Source organism: Streptomyces sp. NPDC001410 (genome assembly GCF_042895235.1).
Classification (GTDB): domain Bacteria; phylum Actinomycetota; class Actinomycetes; order Streptomycetales; family Streptomycetaceae; genus Streptomyces.
Map to the genome: position 1 here is coordinate 22,351 of NZ_JBIAWE010000001.1, position 20,074 is coordinate 42,424.

16 protein-coding genes are annotated in these 20,074 nt (G+C 72.9%); 8 read left to right on the forward strand and 8 right to left on the reverse strand.

Features of this window, described 5'->3' with window-relative positions; genetic code table 11:
* The first annotated feature begins 67 nt into the window (after window positions 1-67).
* Window positions 68-2,020 carry a glycosyltransferase family 2 protein gene (locus ACFY3C_RS00105; protein WP_390769072.1) on the forward strand — a complete coding sequence of 651 codons (1,953 nt, stop codon included), beginning with the start codon at window positions 68-70 and terminating at the stop codon, window positions 2,018-2,020.
* A 4-nt stretch (window positions 2,021-2,024) separates the two neighbouring features.
* Complete coding sequence (rfbC, locus tag ACFY3C_RS00110) at window positions 2,025-2,621, forward strand: dTDP-4-dehydrorhamnose 3,5-epimerase (protein ID WP_390769073.1); 597 nt, start codon at window positions 2,025-2,027, stop codon at window positions 2,619-2,621.
* Between the two features lie 7 nt (window positions 2,622-2,628).
* Here rfbC and ACFY3C_RS00115 read toward each other — a convergent pair whose 3' ends face one another.
* The 4 genes from ACFY3C_RS00115 to ACFY3C_RS00130 are packed head-to-tail and all read right to left on the reverse strand — an operon-like array spanning window position 2,629 to window position 6,324.
* Entirely contained in the window at window positions 2,629-3,432 is an 804-nt protein-coding gene (locus ACFY3C_RS00115) for a class I SAM-dependent methyltransferase (RefSeq protein ID WP_390769074.1), read from the reverse strand.
* The gene (rfbD, locus tag ACFY3C_RS00120) at window positions 3,429-4,292 is read right to left on the reverse strand and encodes a dTDP-4-dehydrorhamnose reductase (protein ID WP_390769075.1); all 864 of its coding nucleotides are present in this window, start codon (window positions 4,290-4,292) and stop codon (window positions 3,429-3,431) included. Before rfbD ends, ACFY3C_RS00115 begins: the two co-directional genes overlap by 4 nt.
* Window positions 4,289-5,260: a dTDP-glucose 4,6-dehydratase gene (gene rfbB, locus ACFY3C_RS00125; RefSeq protein ID WP_390769076.1), complete on the reverse strand. Its 972-nt coding sequence runs from the start codon at window positions 5,258-5,260 to the stop codon at window positions 4,289-4,291. Before rfbB ends, rfbD begins: the two co-directional genes overlap by 4 nt.
* Window positions 5,257-6,324, reverse strand: a complete 1,068-nt coding sequence (locus tag ACFY3C_RS00130) for a glucose-1-phosphate thymidylyltransferase (protein WP_390769077.1) — start codon at window positions 6,322-6,324, stop codon at window positions 5,257-5,259. The genes rfbB and ACFY3C_RS00130 overlap by 4 nt, the downstream gene beginning before the upstream one ends.
* A 123-nt stretch (window positions 6,325-6,447) precedes the next feature.
* Here ACFY3C_RS00130 and ctaD point away from each other — a divergent pair, with 123 nt between their 5' ends.
* Together ctaD and ACFY3C_RS00140 are read left to right on the forward strand one after the other, a co-directional pair.
* Complete coding sequence (gene ctaD, locus ACFY3C_RS00135; RefSeq protein ID WP_390769078.1) at window positions 6,448-8,139, forward strand: cytochrome c oxidase subunit I; 1,692 nt, start codon at window positions 6,448-6,450, stop codon at window positions 8,137-8,139.
* The gene (locus ACFY3C_RS00140) at window positions 8,136-8,519 is read left to right on the forward strand and encodes a cytochrome c oxidase subunit 4 (protein WP_390769079.1); all 384 of its coding nucleotides are present in this window, start codon (window positions 8,136-8,138) and stop codon (window positions 8,517-8,519) included. The genes ctaD and ACFY3C_RS00140 overlap by 4 nt, the downstream gene beginning before the upstream one ends.
* On the opposite strand, the gene ACFY3C_RS00145 is transcribed toward ACFY3C_RS00140, so the two are convergent.
* The 3 genes from ACFY3C_RS00145 to ACFY3C_RS00155 form a co-directional block, all read right to left on the reverse strand.
* Entirely contained in the window at window positions 8,455-9,948 is a 1,494-nt protein-coding gene (locus ACFY3C_RS00145; protein WP_390769080.1) for a cytochrome bc complex cytochrome b subunit, read from the reverse strand. The two genes, ACFY3C_RS00140 and ACFY3C_RS00145, sit on opposite strands and share 65 nt — an antisense overlap.
* Complete coding sequence (locus tag ACFY3C_RS00150) at window positions 9,945-10,217, reverse strand: hypothetical protein (RefSeq protein ID WP_390769081.1); 273 nt, start codon at window positions 10,215-10,217, stop codon at window positions 9,945-9,947. Before ACFY3C_RS00150 ends, ACFY3C_RS00145 begins: the two co-directional genes overlap by 4 nt.
* An 80-nt stretch (window positions 10,218-10,297) precedes the next feature.
* The gene (locus ACFY3C_RS00155; RefSeq protein WP_390769082.1) at window positions 10,298-12,745 is read right to left on the reverse strand and encodes a SpoIIE family protein phosphatase; all 2,448 of its coding nucleotides are present in this window, start codon (window positions 12,743-12,745) and stop codon (window positions 10,298-10,300) included.
* Between the two features lie 203 nt (window positions 12,746-12,948).
* Here ACFY3C_RS00155 and lanKC point away from each other — a divergent pair, with 203 nt between their 5' ends.
* The 4 genes from lanKC (at window position 12,949) to ACFY3C_RS00175 (ending at window position 19,242) form a co-directional block, all read left to right on the forward strand.
* The gene (lanKC, locus tag ACFY3C_RS00160) at window positions 12,949-15,582 is read left to right on the forward strand and encodes a class III lanthionine synthetase LanKC (protein WP_390769083.1); all 2,634 of its coding nucleotides are present in this window, start codon (window positions 12,949-12,951) and stop codon (window positions 15,580-15,582) included.
* 48 nt (window positions 15,583-15,630) lie between these two features.
* Window positions 15,631-15,744, forward strand: coding sequence for a SapB/AmfS family lanthipeptide (locus tag ACFY3C_RS00165; protein ID WP_094222020.1), 114 nt, complete (start codon window positions 15,631-15,633; stop codon window positions 15,742-15,744).
* Between the two features lie 97 nt (window positions 15,745-15,841).
* Window positions 15,842-17,530, forward strand: coding sequence for an ABC transporter ATP-binding protein (locus tag ACFY3C_RS00170; protein WP_390769084.1), 1,689 nt, complete (start codon window positions 15,842-15,844; stop codon window positions 17,528-17,530).
* A complete protein-coding gene (locus ACFY3C_RS00175; RefSeq protein WP_390769085.1) occupies window positions 17,527-19,242 on the forward strand; it encodes an ATP-binding cassette domain-containing protein in 1,716 nt (571 codons plus the stop codon). Before ACFY3C_RS00170 ends, ACFY3C_RS00175 begins: the two co-directional genes overlap by 4 nt.
* Here the strand turns inward: ACFY3C_RS00175 and ACFY3C_RS00180 are convergent, their stop codons facing one another.
* The gene (locus tag ACFY3C_RS00180; RefSeq protein ID WP_390769086.1) at window positions 19,243-19,851 is read right to left on the reverse strand and encodes a LuxR C-terminal-related transcriptional regulator; all 609 of its coding nucleotides are present in this window, start codon (window positions 19,849-19,851) and stop codon (window positions 19,243-19,245) included.
* Window positions 19,852-20,074 lie beyond the last annotated feature (223 nt).

Consider the following 20,074-nt stretch of genomic DNA (forward strand, 5'->3'; position numbering starts at 1 on the left):
AACATTCGGCCACGCGCACCGTGCCACCCAGGCGACGGAAAGCGAACCAAGGGGGCTTGGAAACCGGATGCCGGTCAAGGTCAGCGTCGTCGTACCCGTGTACAACCCCGGGCCGTACATCGAGGACTGCATCGCCTCGCTGCTGCGACAGTCGCTGCCCCCCGAAGAGTTCGAGGTCCTCTTCGTCGACGACGGCTCCACCGACGCCACCCCGGCCCGGCTGGACGCGCTCGCCGCCGAGCACCCGCACATCAGGGTCGTCCACCAGGAGAACTCCGGCTGGTCCGGCAAGCCCCGCAACGTGGGCATCGAGGCCTCCCGCGGCGAGTTCGTGATGTTCGTCGACAACGACGACCACCTCGGCGACGAGGCCCTGGAGCGGATGTACGAGTACGGGGTCGCCCACAAGGCCGACGTGATCGTCGGCAAGATGGCCGGGAAGGGCCGCCCGGTGCCGGTGGAGCTGTTCCGCCGCAACCATCCGTACGCCACGGTGGACAACGCCCCGCTGATCGACAGCCTCACCCCGCACAAGATGCTCCGGCGCTCCTTCCTGGACCGCACGGGGCTCAGGTTTCCCGAGGGCCGGCGGCGCCTGGAGGACCACGTCTTCATCACCGAGGCCTATCTGCGCGCCGACAACGTGTCGGTGCTGAGCGACTACGTCTGCTACTACCACGTCAAACGCGAGGACGCCGCCAACGCAGGCATCCAGCGCTTCGAGCCGGCCGGCTACTTCAAGAACCTCCGCGAGGCCCTGGACGTCGTCGAGCGGTACACCGAGCCGGGCCCGCTGCGCGACAAGCTGCAGCGCCGCTGGCTGCGGGTGGAGATGGTCGAGCGGATGAGCGGGTCCCGGCTGCTGACGCTGCCGGACGACTACCGGCGCGAGCTGTTCCGGGAGATGCACGCGGTGGTCGTGGAGCGCTTCGGCCCCGGCGTCGCCCCCGGGCTGCCGCCGGGCCGGCGGGTCGTCGCCGCGCTGATCCGGGACAACCGGTACGACGACCTGGTCGCCTACGCCGAGTGGGAGGACCGGGTCCGGCCCAAGGCCGCCCCGACGGGCATCGAGTGGCAGGACGGGACCCTGCGGGTGCGGTTCAGCGCCGAGTTCACCGATGCCGACGGCCCGCTGACCGTCCGCGCCGACGGGCCGCGGCCCCCGGCGGACGGTGCGCCCGCCGACCTCGCCGAGGCGGCTTCCTGGCTGGCCACGGCCGCCGCCGACGGCTTCGAGCAGGCGACCGTCGACCTGGTCCTGCGCGACCGGGAGACCGCCGCCTCCTTCTTCCAGCCCGTGGAGGTCACCCGGGAACGCGTGGCGGCCGGGGACGGCCGGACCCGGCTGGTGCTGTGCGGCACGGCCACCGTCGACCCCGCCGCGGCGGCGGGCGGCGCCCCGCTGCACGGCGGGCTGTGGGACGCCTACGTCCGGGTCGGCCTCGGCGGCCGGACCAAGGAGTGCCGGCTGGGACCCGCACCCGCGCACGGACTCGCGCTGCCGCCCGCCGGTATGGTCGCCGGCCGGGTCGTGCTGCCGTACTGGACGAAGCAGTACCGCAACCTCTCCCTGGACGTCGACCGGGCCGTCAGGTCGCTGGGCCTGCACCGGCTCACCCCGGCGGACGCGGCCGTCTCCGACACCGAGGTGCTGACCGTCGCGCTGCCGTTGTACGTCCCGGACACCACCGAGGTCCTGGTGCGGCTCGCGGACAGCACGTCGCATCGCACCTTCGACCGGGCCGCCGCGCTGACCCCCGTGAATGGCGCGCGGTCGCTGCTCGAGGTGCGGGTGCCGGTGCCGCTCCTGAGGAACGCCAGGTGGCGGGCGGCACTTGTGCCGTCCCGGGACGGCGGGCAGGAGCGCGTGCTCGGGCTGCCGCTGCTGTTGAAGGTGGGCCGCAGGCCAGGCGCCGTGGAGGTGACGCCCACGGCACCGCCCGGCCTCCCGCAGCGGCTACTGCGCGCGGCACGGCGGGTGCTGGGAGCCGTGCTGAAGAAGACGACCGGGAGGATGTGACGGAGTGCGGCAGCTGGGCATAGCGGACACCTGGGTGCTGGAGCCCAAGGTGTTCCCGGACGAGCGGGGCAGCTTCCACGAGTGGTTCCGGGGCGAGGAGTTCCGGGAGACCACCGGTTACGACCTCACGCTCGCCCAGGCCAACTGCTCGGTGTCCCGGCGGGGCGTGCTGCGGGGCGTCCACTTCGCCGACGTACCGCCGGGGCAGGCCAAGTACATCACCTGTGTGCGCGGTGCCGTCCTGGACGTCGTGGTGGACATCCGCCTCGGCTCGCCGACCTTCGGGCGGTGGGAGGCCGTGCGCCTCGACGACGACAACCGGCACGCCGTGTTCCTCGCGGAGGGCCTCGGGCACGCCTTCATGGCGCTGACCGACGACGCCGCCGTGGTGTACCTGTGCTCGGCCGGGTACGCGCCGAAGCGCGAGCACGCCGTGCACCCCCTCGATCCCGGGCTGGGCATCGCCTGGCCGGAGGACATCGAACCGGTGCTGTCGGAGAAGGACGCCGAGGCGCCCACCCTCGCCGAGGCGGAGCGGTCCGGGCTGCTGCCCACCTACGCGGACTGCTCCGCCCACTACGAGCGGCTGCGCGGCCGGTAGGACGGGTTCAGCAGCCCGTACCGTACGGGGACACCGCGCGGCGCAGCTGCTCCCAGCCGCGGGAACGTCCAGTGCCGCGGTTGCGGGCCGCGGCCAGTGGCTTCCAGAAGCCCGCGCCGAGGAACTCCTCCGGTTTGACGGCCGTGGTGCGCCCCAGGACGGACTCGGGGACCTTCTGCGGGTCGGGGACCTCGAACTCCGCGACGATCTCGTCGTACTTGTCCCCCAGCACGGTGTTCTCCGGGTCGGCGCCGAAGACCACCAGCTGGCCGGTGGGCGCCGTGTCGACCAGGACCGTCACCAGGTCGGGGCGGTGGCGGTGCAGGATCTCGACGAGCTTGTAGACGTCTCCGGTCCAGGCGTTGGTGTGCCGGTCGCGGGCGGCCTCGTCGACGTTGCGCGGCAGCATGTCGTCGAAGACGATGACGCTTGCCCAGTCGGAGTGCCGCTCGATGTTGATGAAGTCCCGTAGCGCGTACTCGAACAGGTGCATGCCGTCGATGAACGACAGGTCCAGGGTGGTGCGCTTCCAGTAGCCGAAGGGACTGCGGTTGCGGGCCAGGTTGCGCAGCGGGTGGCGGCCGCCCTTGAGGTGCGCGAGGGGATTGTCACGGGCGAAGAAGTCGTCGCTGGTCGCCTTCGCCAGGTGCACGTCGCAGCGGATCTCCGTGACCACCTTGAACGCCGGGTCGATCGCGATGCTGGGCACCCGGGACAGCGTCAGGCTGCGGCCGTCGTTGACGCCGATCTCCAGGTAGTTGCGGTTCGCGGTGACCTTGTGCAGCTCCCGCAGGAACTCGTGCCGTTTCACTGGGACATCTCCTTGCGGATGAGAGGCAGGGCTATGGACAGGGCGGACCGCCAGTCCCGCGACGGTGCCAGACCGGCTTCGCGCCAGCGGGCGTGCCCGAGGGCGCTGTAGGCGGGCCGGGGCGCGGGCCGGGTGAAGGACCGGCTGTCGGTGGGGCGCACCCGGTCCGGGTCGGCGCCGGCCAGCCGGAACACCTCGCGGGCCAGCTCGTACCAGCTGCACTCGCCGGAACCGGTGGCGTGGAAGACGCCGTGCGCGGCGGTGGCGCCCAGGTCCGCGATCCGGGCGGCCACGTCGGCGCTCCAGGTCGGCTGCCCGCGCTGGTCGTCGACGACGTCGACGGTGTCGCGGCGGGCCTCCAGTTCGAGCATCGTGCGCACGAAGTTGCGGCCGTGGACGCCGTACAGCCAGGCGGTACGCACCACCGCGGCGTCCGGGAGTTCGGCCAGTACGGCCCGCTCCCCGGCGAGCTTGGTGCGGCCGTAGGCGGTGCGCGGGGCCGGCGGGTGGTCCTCCGGGTAGGGGGTCGCCAGGGTCTCGCCGGAGAAGACGTAGTCGGTGGAGACGTGGATCAGGCGGGCGCCGTGCTCGGCGCAGGCTCGGGCGAGCAGCCGGGGGCCGTCGCCGTTGACGCGCAGGGCGCGTGCCTCGTCGGTCTCGGCGTCGTCCACGGCCGTGTACGCGGCGCAGTTGACGACGACGTCGGGACGGTGGGCGTCGAACGCCCGCCGTACGGCGTCGGGTTCGGTGATGTCGAGTGCCGTCCGGTCGAGTCCGGTGACGTGCTCGCCGCGGTCCAGCAGCTCCTGAACGGTGTCCTGGCCGAGCATCCCGGCCGCGCCGGTGACCAGCCACCTCATCGGGCACCCTGCTTCTTCAGCGGCTCCCACCAGGCGCGGTTGTCCCGGTACCAGGCGACCGTGTCGGCGAGCCCCGTGGTGAAGTCGCGGCGCGGGCGGTAGCCGAGTTCGTCGCGAGCCTTGCTCCAGTCGACCGAGTAGCGCAGGTCGTGACCCTTGCGGTCGCTCACGTACTCGACCCGGTCCCGGCCGGCGCCGCACGCGCCGAGGAGCAGGCCGGTCAGGTCCCGGTTGCTCAGCTCGGTACCGCCGCCGATGTTGTACACCTCACCGGACCGGCCCCTGGTGCGCACCAGCTCGATGCCCTGGCAGTGGTCCTCGACGTGCAGCCAGTCGCGGACGTTGCGCCCGTCGCCGTAGAGCGGGACGTTCAGGCCGTCCAGGAGGTTGGTGACGAAGAGCGGGATCACCTTCTCCGGGAACTGGTGCGGGCCGTAGTTGTTCGAGCAGCGGGTGACCCGGACGTCCAGCCCGTGGGTGCGGTGGTAGGCCAGGGCCAGCAGGTCGGAGGAGGCCTTGGAGGCGGAGTACGGGGAGTTGGGTGCGAGGGGGTGGTCCTCGGGCCAGGAGCCGGACTCGATGGAGCCGTAGACCTCGTCGGTGGAGATGTGCACGAACGGGCCGACGCCGTGCCGCAGAGCCGCGTCCAGCAGGGTCTGTGTGCCCACCACGTTGGTCAGGACGAACTCCCCCGCCCCCTCGATGGACCGGTCGACGTGCGACTCGGCGGCGAAGTGCACCACCTGGTCGGCGTCGGCCATCAGCTTGTCCACCAGAGGCGCGTCACAGATGTCGCCGTGGACGAAGTCGAGCCGGGGATGGCCGGCGGGGAGGTTGGTGAGTGTGCCGGCGTAGGTGAGCTTGTCCAGCACGGTGATGCGGGGCGCGTCGGGCGGGTCGTCGGCGAGGAGCGTGCGGACGTACGTGGAGCCGATGAACCCGGCGGCGCCGGTGACGAGGAGGTTCATGAACGGATCTGCACCTTGCTGTGGTCTCCGAGAACAAGACGGTGGGCGCTGGGCACTCCGGTCGCCGGGGTGACCTCGACGTGCCGGCCGATCAGCGAGGACTCGATCCGGCCCACCCCGGCGATCGAGGAGTCCCGCAGCACGATGGAGAACTCCAGTTCGCTGTCGGTGATCCGGCAGTTCTCCGCAATGGAGGTGAAGGGGCCGACGTAGGAGTCGCTGACGACGGTCCCGGCTCCTATGACGGCCGGGCCGACGATCCGGGAGTGGGTGATCCTCGCGCCCTTCTCGATCACCACCCGGCCGACGGTCTCCGACGCCGCGTCCACCTCGCCGTCGATGCGCCGCAGCACGCCTTCGAGGACGGTCCGGTTGACCTCCAGCATGTCGTCGACGTTGCCGGTGTCCTTCCAGTAGCCCTCGATGACGGTGGAGCGCACGTCGGCCCGTGTGTCGATGAGGTGCTGGAGGGCGTGGGTGATCTCCAGCTCGCCCCGCCGGGACGGGCCGATGGTGCGTACGGCCTCGTGGATGGCCGGCGTGAACAGGTAGACGCCGACGAGCGCGAGGTCGCTCTTGGGGTGCTCGGGCTTCTCCTCCAGGCCGATCACCTGGCCGGCCGCGTCGAGTTCGGCGACGCCGAAGGAGCGCGGGTCGGGGACGTGGGTGAGGAGGATCTGGGCGTCGGGACGGCTGGCCCGGAACTCGTCGACGAGGTCGCGGATGCCGCCGACGACGAAGTTGTCCCCGAGGTACATCACGAAGTCGTCGTCGCCGAGGAAGTCCCGGGCGATCAGCACCGCGTGGGCGAGTCCGAGGGGGCGCTCCTGAGGGATGTAGGTGACGTCGAGGCCGAATCCCGCCCCGTCGCCGACCGCCTCCTCGATCTCCGCCGCGGTGTCTCCGACGATCATCCCGACCTGGGTGATCCCGGCTTCGGCGAGGGATTCGAGGCCGTAGAACAGCACGGGCTTGTTGGCCACCGGCACCAGCTGTTTCGCCGAGGTGTGCGTGATGGGGCGCAGTCGGGTACCGGCTCCGCCGGAGAGGACCAGAGCCTTCATTGGCCATACCCTAACGGCGATCGTCCGGATCGGACCTTCGTTTGTCCTACTGGTTTGTCACGAGGGTGTGGCTCCGGTGCCGTCGGCGGTTCATGTGGTGTCCATGCGGTAGCGTCACCGGCGATGACGGAACTACCCGACATTTCCGATACCGGAAAGATCGTCGCGCGGTACACGGCCCCCGCCCCGCGGCCCGGCCGGACCCTGCTGCGCTGGGCCTGCACGACCGACCACAAGGTGATCGGCCGGCTCTACATGGTCACGGCGTTCTGTTTCTTTCTCCTCGCCGGGCTGCTGGCCCTCGCGATGCGCGCCGAACTGGCCCGGCCGGGGCTGCAGTTCCTGAGCATGCAGGGCTACAACGAGTTCTTCACCATCCACGGCACGATCATGATGCTGCTGTTCGCGACGCCGATGTTCGCCGGTTTCACCAACGCGGTGATGCCGCTGCAGATCGGCGCGCCGGACGTGGCCTTCCCACGGCTGAACGCGCTGTCGTACTGGATGTACCTGTTCGGCGGGCTGATGGTGGTGTCCGGGTTCCTGGTGCCGGGAGGTGCGGCCGCGTTCGGCTGGTTCGCGTACGCGCCGCTGAACAGCGCCTACTTCTCCCCCGGAGCGGGCGGTGACCTGTGGACGATGGGGCTGGTGGTGACCGGTGTGTCGACGACGCTGGGCGCGGTCAACTTCATCGCGACGATCGTGTGCCTGCGGGCGCCGGGCATGACCATGTTCCGGATGCCGATGTTCACCTGGAACGTGCTGTTCACCTCGATCCTGGTGCTGCCCGCGTTCCCGGTGCTGACGGCGGACCTGCTGGTGCTGGAGTCGGACCGGAAGTTCGGCTCGCGCGTCTTCGACGCGGCGAACGGGGGTGCTGTGCTGTGGCAGCACCTGTTCTGGTTCTTCGGGCATCCGGAGGTCTACATCGTGGCGCTGCCCTTCTTCGGGATCGTCTCCGAGATCATTCCGGTGTTCTCCCGCAAGCCGCTGTTCGGCTATCTGCCGATGATCGGGGCGACGATCGCCATCACCATGCTGTCGGCGGTGGTGTGGGCGCATCACATGTTCGCGACAGGCGCGGTGTTGCTGCCGTTCTTCGCCATCATGTCGTTCCTGATCGCGGTGCCCACGGGCATCAAGTTCTTCGCGTGGATCGGGACGATGGTCCGCGGGTCCGTCTCGTTCGAGACGCCGATGCTGTGGTCGCTGGGGTTCCTGGTGACCTTCCTGCTGGGCGGGTTGAGCGGGGTGCTGATCGCGTCGCCGCCGCTGGACTTCCACCTCACCGACTCGTACTTCATCGTCGCGCACCTGCACTACGTGCTGTTCGGGACGGTGGTGTTCGCGATGTTCGCCGGCTTCTACTTCTGGTGGCCGAAGTTCACCGGGAAGATGCTGGACGAGCGGCTCGGGACACTGCACTTCTGGCTGCTGTTCCCCTCGTTCCAGCTGACCTTCTTCGTGCAGCACTGGCTCGGCGAGGAGGGGATGCCCCGCCGGTACGCGGACTACCTGCCCTCGGACGGCTTCACGCTGCTCAACACCCTGTCGTCGGTGGGCGCGTTCCTGCTCGGCCTCTCCACGCTGCCGTTCCTCTACAACGTCTGGCGCACCTCCACGACGGCCGAGAAGGTCACCGAGGACGACCCGTGGGGATGGGGGCGGGGACTGGAGTGGGCGACGTCCTGCCCCCCGCCGCGCCACAACTTCCTGGCACTGCCCCGGGTGCGGTCGGAGTCGCCGGCCTTCGACCTGCATCATCCGGAGGTCGCCCAGATGGCCGAGGACACCGGGCAGAGGGGGCTGCGGTGAAGGCCGAGGCGATTCTGTTCGGCGGGGTGGCCCTGTTCTTCGGCGGGACCGCCGCCCTGTACGGGGTGTGGTCCCAGGACGACACGGGCACGACGGTGCTGGTCGTCGCGTTCGGGATGGCGGCGCTGGACGCCTTCTTCTACCTGATCCAGTACCGGCGCCGCGGGAAACGGGCGCAGGACCGCAAGGACGCGGAGGTGGTGGACGGGGCCGGGCCGGTGGCGTTCTTCCCGGACGAGAGCCCGTGGCCCATCCTCACCGCGCTCGGGTTCGCGGTGGCGGCGACCGGCGTGGTCTTCGGGCTGTGGCTGTTCCTCATCGGTCTGGGTGTTCTGGCGCGCGGCGTCTACGGGATGGTGTTCCAGTACGTCCACCGGTGAGCGGCCTGCGCGGCGCGCCGGGCCGGAACCGCTCGACGCGCTCGTGGTCGCTCTCGTAGGCGCCGGTCAGGCTCTGGCGGATCTCGCCGGTGGACACGCCCTCGGCGAGGCGCGCGCACTCGGCCTCCGTCAGCGCCCGGCACAGCCAGCGGGTCACCAGGAAGGCGAGGACCGGCGCGACCACGAGGGCCACGCGCAGCACCCAGGTCACGGCATTGACGGAGATGCGGAAGGTCAGGGCGATGATGTCGTTGCCGCCCGCCAGCAGCAGCACGGCGAAGAAGACGGTGCCCGCCACCCCGAGGCCGGTGCGCACGGGACGCTCGCGCGGCCGGTCGCACAGGTGCTGCTCGTGATGCCACTCCCCCGTCAGGCGCTGCTCCACGAACGGGTAGGCGTACAGCACGGTGAAGAGCAGGCCGGGCAGGACGACGGCCGGGAGCAGCACGTTCCACATGAAGGTGTGTCCGGCGAGGTTGGTCTCCCACGGCGGCACCAGCCGCAGCGAGCCCTCCAGGAAGCCGACGTACCAGTCGGGCTGGGAGCCGGTGGAGATCACATCGGGGCGGTAGGGGCCGTAGTTCCAGATCGGGTTGATCTGGGCAAGGCCGGACAGCAGCACGAGCACGCCGGAGGCGGTCATGGCCAGGCCCGCGGTGAGGGCGGTGAAGTGCGGGAGGAGCGGCTTGCCGACGGCATTGCGGTTGCTGCGGCGGGGGCCGCGCCACTGGGTGTGCTTCAGATAGAACACCAGGGTCAGATGCACCGTCACCAGGCCGATGAGCGCGCCCGGGAGCAGCAGGATGTGCATCGGGTAGAGCCGGGTGATGATGTCGTGGCCCGGGAACTGGCCGCCGAAGACGAAGAAGGCCACGTACGTGCCGACCACCGGGAGGGAGAGCATGATGCCCTGGGCGATGCGCAGGCCGGTGCCGGAGAGCAGGTCGTCGGGGAGCGAGTAGCCGGCGAAGCCCTCGGCGAGCGCCAGGACGAACAGGGTGAGCCCGATCGCCCAGTTCAGCTCGCGGGGCCGACGGAAGGCCCCGGTGAAGAAGATCCGCAGCATGTGCAGGCCGATCGCGGCGACGAACACGAGCGCGGCCCAGTGGTGGGCCTGCCGGATCAGCAGTCCGCCGCGCACGTCGAAGCTGATGCGCAGGGTGGAGTCGAAGGCCGCCGACATGAGCACGCCCTGCAGCGGCTCGTAGGAGCCGTGGTAGACGACCTCGCGCATCTCCGGCTGGAAGAAGAAGGTCAGCCACACCCCGGTCACGATCAGCACGAGCAGGCTGTAGAGGGCGATTTCGCCGAGCAGGAAGGACCAGTGCTCGGGGAACGCCTTGCGCAGCAGCTGCCCGCCCTCCAGGAGGGGCAGCCGGGCGTCCGCCGCGTCCGCGAGCCGCTCGGCTCGGCGGCCGGCTCGGCTCATGTGTCCCCCGCAGCCGCCGCCCGCTCCACCTCGGCCTCCACCTCGGCACGCGGCCGGTCCGTCTGCCGGGCGAACTCGCTCACCGCGGTCTGCACGTCCCGCGCGAGCTCCCGCCAGGCACGCAGGGCCGTCTCGTAGGTGTCCGACTGGGCGCCCGTCATCCCGCGCTCGGCGGGCGGGCCGTAGGTGTCGCGCAGTTCCTCGACCATGCGGTGCGCCGCGGCGGCCGCGCGCTGCTTCTCCACCAGTTCTTCGAAGGTGTGTGCCACGACAGGAGACCCTAGGCACGGCGGGCCCGCGGGCTCCTCCGACCTGCCGGGAGTGGCCCCGACCGGTACCCGAGTGGCCGTCAGGTCTCGGGGGCGAGGTCGGCCCACACCTGTTTGCCGCCGCTGACCGGCACCGTCCCCCAGGCCTCCGACACCGCCTCCACCAGCAGGATGCCGCGGCCGCCGGTGGCCTCCCAGCCGACGTTGGTGTTCTTGACGGGGCTGCGTGGCGAGGTGTCGGCGACGGCGAGCCGCAGCCGGTGGTTGACCAGGCTGAGGTCGAGGCGCACCTGGCCGTTGGTGTGCACGAGGGCGTTGGTGACCAGTTCGGAGACGACCAGGAGGGCCGTGTCCATGGTGTCGGACGGGACGCCCCAGGTGCGCAGGGTGCGCCGGGTGAAGCGGCGGGCGTGCCGGACCGCTTCGGGGACCCGCCACACGGTCCAGGTCTCGCGCAGCGGGCGTACGGCCATGCCGTCGTAGCGCATCAGCAGCAGGGCGACGTCGTCGCCGCGGTGGGCGCCGGTGAGCAGGGCGTCGGCGACGAGGCCGAGGTGGCCGGGGTCGGCGGCGGCGAGTTCGCTCGTGAGCCGGTCGAGGCCCGCGTCGATGTCGGTCTCGGCGGACTCCACCAGACCGTCGGTCGTGAGCGCGAGGACCGTGCCGGGCTGGAGGCGGAGCGGGGTGATCGGGAACTCGGCCTGGGTGAGCACCCCGAGCGGCGGGCCGCCCTCGGCCTCGACGATCTCGGTCGTGCCGTCGGGGTGGCGCAGCACCGGCGGCAGATGACCGGCGCGCACGCACCAGGCGGTGCCCTGCTCCATGTCGACGTCGACGTAGCAGCAGGTGGCGAAGAGGTCGGTCTCCATGTCCAGCAGCAGCCGGTTGGCGTGCGCGACGACCACGTCCGGGGTGTGGCCCTCGGCGGCGTAGGCGCGCAGGGCGGTGCGCATCTGGCCCATCAGGGTGGCGGCGCCCGCGTTGTGGCCCTGGACGTCGCCGATGACGAAGGCGACGTGGTTGTCGGCGAGCGGGATCACGTCGTACCAGTCGCCGCCGACCTCAAGGCCCGCGGTGGTGGGCAGGTACCGGGCGACGGCGACCGCGCCGGGCAGCCGGGGCAGGCGGCGGGGCAGCAGGGTGCGCTGGAGCATGCCGACGAGTTCGTGCTCGGCGTCGAAGGCGTGGGCGCGCAGCAGGGCCTGCCCGGCGAGGCCGGCGGAGGCGGTGAGCAGCGCACGCTCGTCGGGGGTGAACTCGTGCGGCTGGTCCCAGCCGACCAGGCAGGCGCCGGCCATGCGGCCGCCCGCGGGCAGCGGCAGCACGGCGAGGCCGCCGGGGCCGACGCCGGCGAGGGCGGGCTCCAGCGGGGAGCCCGCGGGCCAGATCCGGGTGCGGCCCTCGCGCAGGGCGGCGGCGAGGGTGGGCATGGCGCGCACCGGTGCGTCGGGCCATTCGGTGCGCCACTCGGAGCGCCACAGTTCGGGCCAGGCCTCGGGTTCGGGCGGGTCGAGGACGGTGACGACGAGGCGGTCGTTCTCCAGCTCGGCGAGGGCGATACGGTCGGCCTTGAGGGGTTTGCGCAGGGCGTCGACGACGGCCTTGCCGACGTCCTTGACGGTGCCGGCCATGGCGAGGGCGGCGGCCAGCCGCTGCACGCGAGCCACGTCGGTGACGCCGGAGCGCACGGTGGAGGCGTCCGCGACGGTGCCGACGAGCCGGGCCGGGTGCCCCTCGCCGCCGGGCAGCAGCCGGCCGCTCAGCCGCAGCCACCTGGGCGGTCCGGAGGGCTGCAGGGCGCGGAACTCCAGCTCGCGGTCGCCGATGGACATGTGGTCGGCCTCGACCACCGACATCAGCGCGGGCAGGTCCTCGGGCACGGTGAGGGCGAGCAGTGTCTCCACCTTGCCGTCGAAGGTGTCCCGGCCGATCCCGAAGAGGCGCAGGATCTCGTCGCCGACCTCGACCCGGCCGCTGTCCATCGCCAGACTGAACGCGTCGCCGGGCAGCTCACCGGTGTCGGCGCCCAGGCCGGCCGGCACGGGCACGGCGACCGCGCGGGCGATCAGCTCCAGGCAGGCGCGGTCGTCGGTGCCGAATCCGCCGGGGTGCTCGCTGACGGCGAGCAGACAGCCGCTGCCGGCCGGACCGAGCGGCAGCGCGCCTACGGAGAACTCGGCCGACGGAGTACGGCGTGCATCGGCGCAGTCGGCCAGCTCGTCCGGGCCGAGCCATCGGGGCCGCCCGGTGCGGTGGGCCTCGGCGACCGGGGAGCCGCCCGTGGCCGGATAGCCGTCGCGCAGGCCGTACAGCGTGCGGGGCAGACCCGCCGACTCGGCCAGACAAAGCACGGAGGGATCGGCACCGGGCACGTAGACGCCCACGAACGCCGCCCCGGCGAACACGAGTGCCTGTTCGAGGACCCGGCGCAGCCGGTCGGGAGAGGCGGGCACGGCGATGAGTGTTTCAAGGGCGATTTCGGCACGCTCGGCTCTCGTTCTGCGCACCGCAGCACCCTCACTGGCCACTTGGCCATTACAGCGCGTATGAGCCGCCTGCGCAGCCCCTGTGAAGGCTCCGCGTGCCGTCTGTGGAGACGCGGCTCGAAAGCCGCCGAACACATCTTTACCCGTGCGTTCCGCACGGTGATCTCGTGACAGTCGTTACTGTCCGCGTCCGTCCGCCTGCTGCGAGTGTCTACCGGGTCAACCGAAGGAGGGGCGGGAGACGCATGGACAAGCGGTACGAGGTGTACGCGCTGGCAGACGGGCACTTCTACGACACGCCCGACCGGCTCTCGGCGGCCGGGAGTGAGCCCGCACCGCTGTTCCCGACGGCGCGGCGCGCGGTCCCCGACGGCTGGCGCGCGGCGCGCTCCGGCGACTGGCTGACGCTGACCCCGCTCGGCGGGGACGGCGAGCCGCTGCCGTCGCCGGCCCAGGGCTGGAAGATCCACTCATCGGCGACGGCGGCCGATGCGGAGCGGATCGCCGGGATCGTGTGGGACTACTGCGTGCCGCGCCGCATCCCGTTCAAGTTCGTGCCGTCCCCGCATCTGCTGCACCTGCGCAACGCCAAGTACGCGGGCCGCGACACCAGCGGCAAGTTCGTCACCGTCTACCCCGCCGACGAGGAACAGCTGCACGAGGTGCTGCGCGGGCTGGGCGCGCTGCTGGAGGGCTGCGAGGGGCCGTACGTCCTGACCGACCTGCGCTGGCACGACGGCCCGCTCTACGTCCGCTACGGCGCCTTCGCGCGCCGGTTCGTCGTCGACGAGCGCGGTTCGCTGGTCCTGGCCGTGACCGACGGCGAGGGGCGCCTGGTCCCGGACCGGCGGGCCCCGTCGTTCCAGGTGCCCGAGTGGGTGACGCTGCCGGAGTTCCTGCGCCCGCACCTGGAGGCCCGCAACACCACGACGGTGGGCGGGCTGCCGTACCGCATCGAGAAGGCGCTGCACTTCTCCAACGGCGGCGGGGTGTACGTCGGCACGGACACCCGGGACGGGCGCCGGGTGGTGCTGAAGGAGGGGCGTCCGCACGCGGGGCTCGCCGCCGACGGGGCGGACGCGGTGGAACGGCTGGCGCGGGAGAAGGCCGCGCTGGAGCGGGTCGCCGGGACGGGCGTGGTGCCGGAGGTGCGGGACTGGTTCACGCTCGGCGACCACCGGTTCCTGGTGATGGACTTCCTCGAGGGCCGCCCGCTCAACTCGTTCTTCGCCGAACGGCATCCGCTGCTCACGTCCGACCCGGATCCGGCGAAGGTGGCGTCGTACACGGCGTGGGCGCTGCGCATCCACGCGGCGGTGGAGCGGGCTGTGGCGGCGGTGCACGCGCGCGGGCTGGTCTTCCACGACCTGCACGTCTTCAACGTCATGGTCGCCCCGGACGAGGAGACGGTGTATCTCATCGACTTCGAGGCGGCAGCCCCGGCCGCGGAGAACGGCCGGCAGACGGTGGCCCACCCGGGCTTCTTCGCCCCGCCGGACCGCCGGGGCATCGATGTCGACCGGTACGCGCTGGCCTGTCTGCGCCTGGCCCTGTTCCTGCCGGTGACCACGCTGTTCGTGGTGGACCGCGGCAAGGCGGCCCATCTGGCCGACGTCATCGCGGAGCAGTTCCCGGACGTGCCGCGCGCCTTCCTGGACGAGGCGGTCGCGGAGATCACCCGGGACATCGCGGGCGGGCGAGCCCGTCGTACGTCCGCTCCGCCGGTGGTGCCGGGCGACTGGCCCTACAGCCGGGACTCCATGGTCAAGGCGATCCTCGCCGCAGCGACCCCGGAGCGCGACGACCGGCTCTTCCCGGGCGACATCGCCCAGTTCTCCGACGGCGGCGGCCTCGGACTCGCGCACGGCGCGGCCGGGGTGCTGTACGCGCTGGAGGTCTCCGGCGCCGGCCGGTACGACGAGGGCGAGCGCTGGCTGCTGGACCACACCGCCCCGCCGCCGCCCGGCACCCCGCTCGGCCTGTACGACGGTCTCGCGGGCGTGGCCCTGGTCCTGGACCGGCTCGGCCACCGGCAGCGGGCGCTGGAGCTGATCGGCGGCGTGCTGCGGGAGAACTGGCGCAACCTCTCCTCCGACCTGCACGGCGGCCTCGCCGGACTCGGCCTGGTCCTCGGCGAGCTGGCGACCGCGACCGGCGAGCCGGCGCTGCGCGATCGTGCCGCCGAGGCCGCCGAGATCCTTCTGCGACGCCTCGCCGAACCGGTCCCGGACCCGCCCCGGCGGCGGGCCGGGCTGCTGCGGGGCGCGAGCGGGCCCGCGCTGTTCCTGCTGCGGCGGTACCAGGAGACCGGTGAACCCCGGCTGCTGGCGGCGGCCACCGAGGCACTCCGGCGCGACCTGGCCTGCTGCGTCGTCCAGGAGGCGAGCGGCGCCCTGGAGGTGGACGAGGGCCGGCGGACGCTGCCGTACCTCGGCGACGGGAGCGTGGGGATCGGGCTGGTCCTCGACGACTACCTGGCGGAGGCGGGCGGCGCTCTCATCGAATCAGCCGACACCGCAAGGGAGTTCGAGCGGGCCCGGGCGGGCGTCCTGACCGCCGCCACCTCCCGTTTCTACGCACAGCCCGGTCTGTTCCAGGGCCGCGCCGGCATGGTGCTGCACCTCGCCCGCAGTACCGCGCCGGGTGCCGGGCGGGAGCGACTCGCGCAGCAGATCGACGGGCTCGGCTGGCTGGCGATGGCCTATCAGGGCCAACTCGCCTTCCCCGGGCACCAGATGATGCGGCTCTCCATGGACCTGGCCACCGGAACGGCAGGCTGCCTGCTCGCGCTCGCGGCGGCCCACGACGCCGGGCGCACCGCGCACCTGCCCTTCCTTCCGCCGCCACCGGCGGCCCCCACCCGCGGCTCCGCGACCTGACGGAGTCGTGACACAACCCCGTCCCCGATGAAGGGAAAGGACACGATCATGGCACTTCTCGACCTGCAGACCCTGGAGTCCGACGAGCTGTCCCACACCGGCGCGAGCACGGTGAGCCTGCTGTCCTGCGTCTCGGCGGCGAGCATCCTGCTCTGTCTCTGACCGGGCCGGTGAGTCCACGGCTCCGGGCAGCCCCCTCCCCCGTCCTGGAGGGGCTGCCCGGAGCCTTCCCGTCCGCCCCGACGCGAGGCCGCAGCCGATGACGCCCTCCCCCGAAGCTCCCGCTCGTCTGCCGCGTGCCGTGCTCCGGCACGGCGGCGCCCGCTGCGCGGCCCTGTGCGCCGTGAGCACGGCCGCCACGGCCGCCGGACTGCTGCTGCCCGCCGCGCTCGGCCGGACCCTCGACCTGCTGCTCGCCCACGCTCCGGCAACCCGCTGGGTGGCCTGCTGCGCGGCCCTGGTGCTGCTGATCGCCGTGCTGGACGGATGCGCGGGCGTGCTCACCGGCACGGTCGACGCCCGGTCCACCGCGTGGCTGCGCCGCCGGGTCACCGGGCAGGTGCTGGCCCTGGGCCCGCGCGCCGGCGCCCGGTTCGGCGCCGGGGACCTGGTGGCGCGGCTGGTCGGCAACGCCGCGCAGGCGGGGACGGCGCCGGCCGCGGTGGCCGCGCTGGTCGCCGCGCTCGCCGGGCCGGTCGGGGGCGTGGTGGCGCTCGGGCTCATCGACCCGTGGCTTGTGGCGGTGTTTCTGGCCGGTGCGCCGGTACTGGCGCTGCTGCTGCGGGCCTTCGCCCGGGACACCTCGGCGTGCGTGGCCGACTACCAGCGGGTGCAGGGGCGGCTGGCGGCCGCTCTCACGGAGGCGGTCGGCGGCTTCCGCACCATCCGGGCCGCGGGCGCGGAGGACCGCGAGACGGCCCGGATCCTCGCACCGCTGCCCGAACTGTCGCGCGCCGGGCACCGCATGTGGCGGGTGCAGGGGCGGGCCGCCGCACAGGCGGTCACCGTGGCACCGCTGCTGAACCTGGGCGTGGTCGCGGTGGCCGGGCTGCTGCTCGCCCGCCATCGCCTGTCGGTGGGCGAGGTGCTGGCCGCCTCCCGGTACGCCGTCCTCGCCACGGGAGTCGGCGTGCTGGTCGGACAACTGGCCGCACTCTCCCGTGCCCGGGCGGCGACCGCACGGCTCGCCGAGGTGCTGGCCGAGCCGGCGCCAGGGTACGGCACCCGAGGGCTGCCGTCCGGCTCCGGGCAGCTGGAGCTGCGCGGTGTGACGGCGGGCCGGGGCGGCCGCACCGTCCTGGACGGCGTGGACCTGCTCGTCCCCGGTGGCACGACCCTCGCCGTGGTCGGCCGCTCCGGGACGGGCAAGTCCCTGCTGGCCGAACTCGCCGGCCGGCTCGCCGACCCGGACGCGGGCGAGGTCCTGCTCGACGGGATCCCCCTGCGCGACCTCGGCCACGCCGACCTGCGCGGCGCGGTCTCCTACGCCTTCGAACGACCCGCCCTGCTCGGCACGACCGTCGAGGACGCCATCGCGTTCGGGCTCACCACGCCCTCCCCGGACCGGATCCGGTCGGCCGCGCGCACGGCCCACGCCGACGGCTTCGTCCGCCGCCTGCCCGACGGCTACGCCACCCGCTGCGCCGACGCGCCCCGCTCCGGCGGCGAGTCCCAGCGCCTCGGCCTCGCCCGCGCCTTCGCCCACGGCGGCCGCCTGCTGATCCTCGACGACGCCCTCTCCAGCCTCGACACGGTCACCGAGCACCGGATCGCCCAGTCCCTGCTGGCCCCGGGCGCGGGCCCGACCCGTCTGCTGATCGCCCATCGCACGGCCACGGCGGCCCGCGCCGACGCCGTCGCCTGGCTGGACGGGGGCCGGATACGAGCGGTGGGCCCCCATGCCGAGCTGTGGCGGGACGCGGAGTACCGGGCGGTGTTCGGGGCATGAACGCGCGGGCGCGGGTCCTGGGTGCGGGACGGGCGCGATGGCGGGTGCTGGTCCGGCTCGGGCTCTGGTCGGTCCTGGAGGCCGGCCAGACCTTCCTGGCCGGCTATGCGCTGGCCCGGGCGCTGGACGACGGGTTCCTCACCGGGAACGCACGGGCCGGTCTGCTGTGGCTCGGCGCGGCCGGGCTCGCGGTGGGCGCCGGGGCGTACGGGACCGGGCGGGTGTACGGCGTGGTGGCCGCGCTGGTCGAGCCGGTCCGGGACCGCCTGGTGGCGAGCGTGGTCGGGCGCGGGGTGCGGGAGGCGGACGCCGGGGCGCTGTCCGGGCTCACCCAGCAGGTGGAGATCGCCCGGGACACGCTGGCGGGACTGGTGCTGGTCTCCCGCTCCTTCCTGTTCACCGTCGCCGGCGCGCTGATCGGCCTGTTCTCGCTGGCCCCGCTGCTGCTGACGGTCGTCGTGCCCCCGCTGCTGGCCGGGCTGTGCCTGTTCGCGGCGACGCTGTGGCCGCTGGCCCGGCGTCAGGAGGCCTTCCTCGCCGCCGACGAGGCGCTGGCCGCGGAGCTGGGCGCGGTGTGTCCGGGGCTGCGGGACGTCACGGCCGCCGGTGCCGAGGCGCAGGTGGCGGCCACCGTCGCGGAGTCGGTCGACGCGGAGCAGCGGGCCGCCCGCAACCTGGCCCGCTGGAGCGTGGCCCGGGTGGCTGCCCTGGCGGTGGGCGGCGAGCTGCCGGTGGTCCTGCTGCTCGCCACCGCGCCCTGGCTGCTGCGCCACGGCGTGACGCCAGGTGCGCTGGTGGGCGCCCTCGCCTACGTCACCCAGTCCCTGCTCCCCGCCCTCCAGAACCTCGTCCACGGCTTGGGCACCAGCGGGTCCCGGCTCACGGTCGTCCTACGGCGCCTCGCCCCGCCGACGGTTCCCGGGGCACGACATCCCGAGGACCGGAGCAAGTCCCCCTCGCCCACGGGACCCCCGCCGCCCGCCACCCCCGCCCTGGTCCTCACCTGCGTCACCTTCGCCTACGGCCCCGCGAGCGAGCCCGTCCTCGACAAACTCGACCTCACGGTCCCGGCGGAGTCGCACCTCGCCGTCGTAGGGCCGAGCGGGGTCGGCAAGTCGACGCTCACGGGGCTCGTCGCCGGGCTGCTGGAGGCGCGGGAGGGGGCGATCCGGGTGTACGGGCACGCCGTTCCGGGAGCGGAGGCGGCCGCCTGTCGCGTGCTGATCCCGCAGGAGGCGTACGTCCATGGCGGGACCCTCGCGGAGAACCTGGGCCTGTTCCGCCGGGATCCGGTGCCGGAGGCGGAGCTGCTGGCCGCTGCCGAGGCGGTCGGGCTGACGCCGCTGCTGCGGGCGCTGGGCGGGCCCGGCGGCAGGGTCGATCCGGTCGCGCTGTCGGCGGGCGAGCGGCAGCTGATCGCGTTGACCCGGGCCTATCTGTCACCCGCGCCGCTCGCCCTGCTGGACGAGGCGACCTGTCACCTGGACCCGGCGGCAGAGACACGGGCCGAGCGGGCGTTCGCGGCGCGGCCGGGCGGCACTCTCGTGGTCGTCGCCCACCGCATCAGCTCGGCCCGCCGCGCCGACCGCGTCCTGGTGCTGGACGGCTCGCGCACCGCCTGCGGCACCCACGACGAGCTGCTGCGGACCTCGGCCCTGTACCGGGACCTGGTCGGCGGCTGGACGGCACGGCCCACCGCACCGGTCCGGTGATCACACCCACCCCTCCCCGCGGGATATCCGGATGGCGTCGATGCGGTTGCGCGCCCCGGTCTTGCGGGTGATCGCCGCCATGTAGTTGCGCACCGTGCCGTGCGACAGGTGCAGGCTGCCGGCGATCTCCGCGACGGACGCCCCGCCGGCCGCCAGGGACAGCACGCTCAGCTCGCGTCTGGTGAGCGGCATCTGCGCCGCCTTGAGGAAGCCGAAGCCCAGCGACGCATCGACGAAACGTTCCCTCTCCGCGACGCAGCGGATCGCGCGCACCAGCCGCTCCGGTGAGCCCGCCTTGTCGACGAAACCGAGCGCACCCGCCTCGGCCGCCCGTTTCAGGAGCCCGGGACGATTCGCACTCGCAAGCACCACCAGCGCCGGCGGCCGGCCGCCCGTGCCGGGCGGGCACAGGTCGCCGAGCGGCGGCACGCCATGACCGTCGGCGCAGTCCAGGTCCGCCGCGCACACGTCCGGACACCCGGACCGTACCCGCGCTGCCGCGCCACGCCAGGGCGTGTCCTCCACGTACAGGCCAGGCTCCTCCCGTAACCACTCGGCCAGGACCGATCGCACCAGACACGCGTCGTGCACCAGCAGTACCCGGATCACTGCCCGCCCCTCCAGTCGGCCTTACTTCGCCCCGTATCGCCGGGCTCTCGTCTTCAGGTGTTCCGCGCGTGCCCCATTCTTGGACGCGTTCGCCGTTCGCGGGCGCAGAGAATCGGCCATCAGGGTGCGCGGGGGCGCACACCCGGCGCCCGTATTCTGCCGCGCGCTTCGGCTGCGCAGGCATGGTCCTGTCCCGACGGGGTATTCGCAGGCCCCCGGGGCG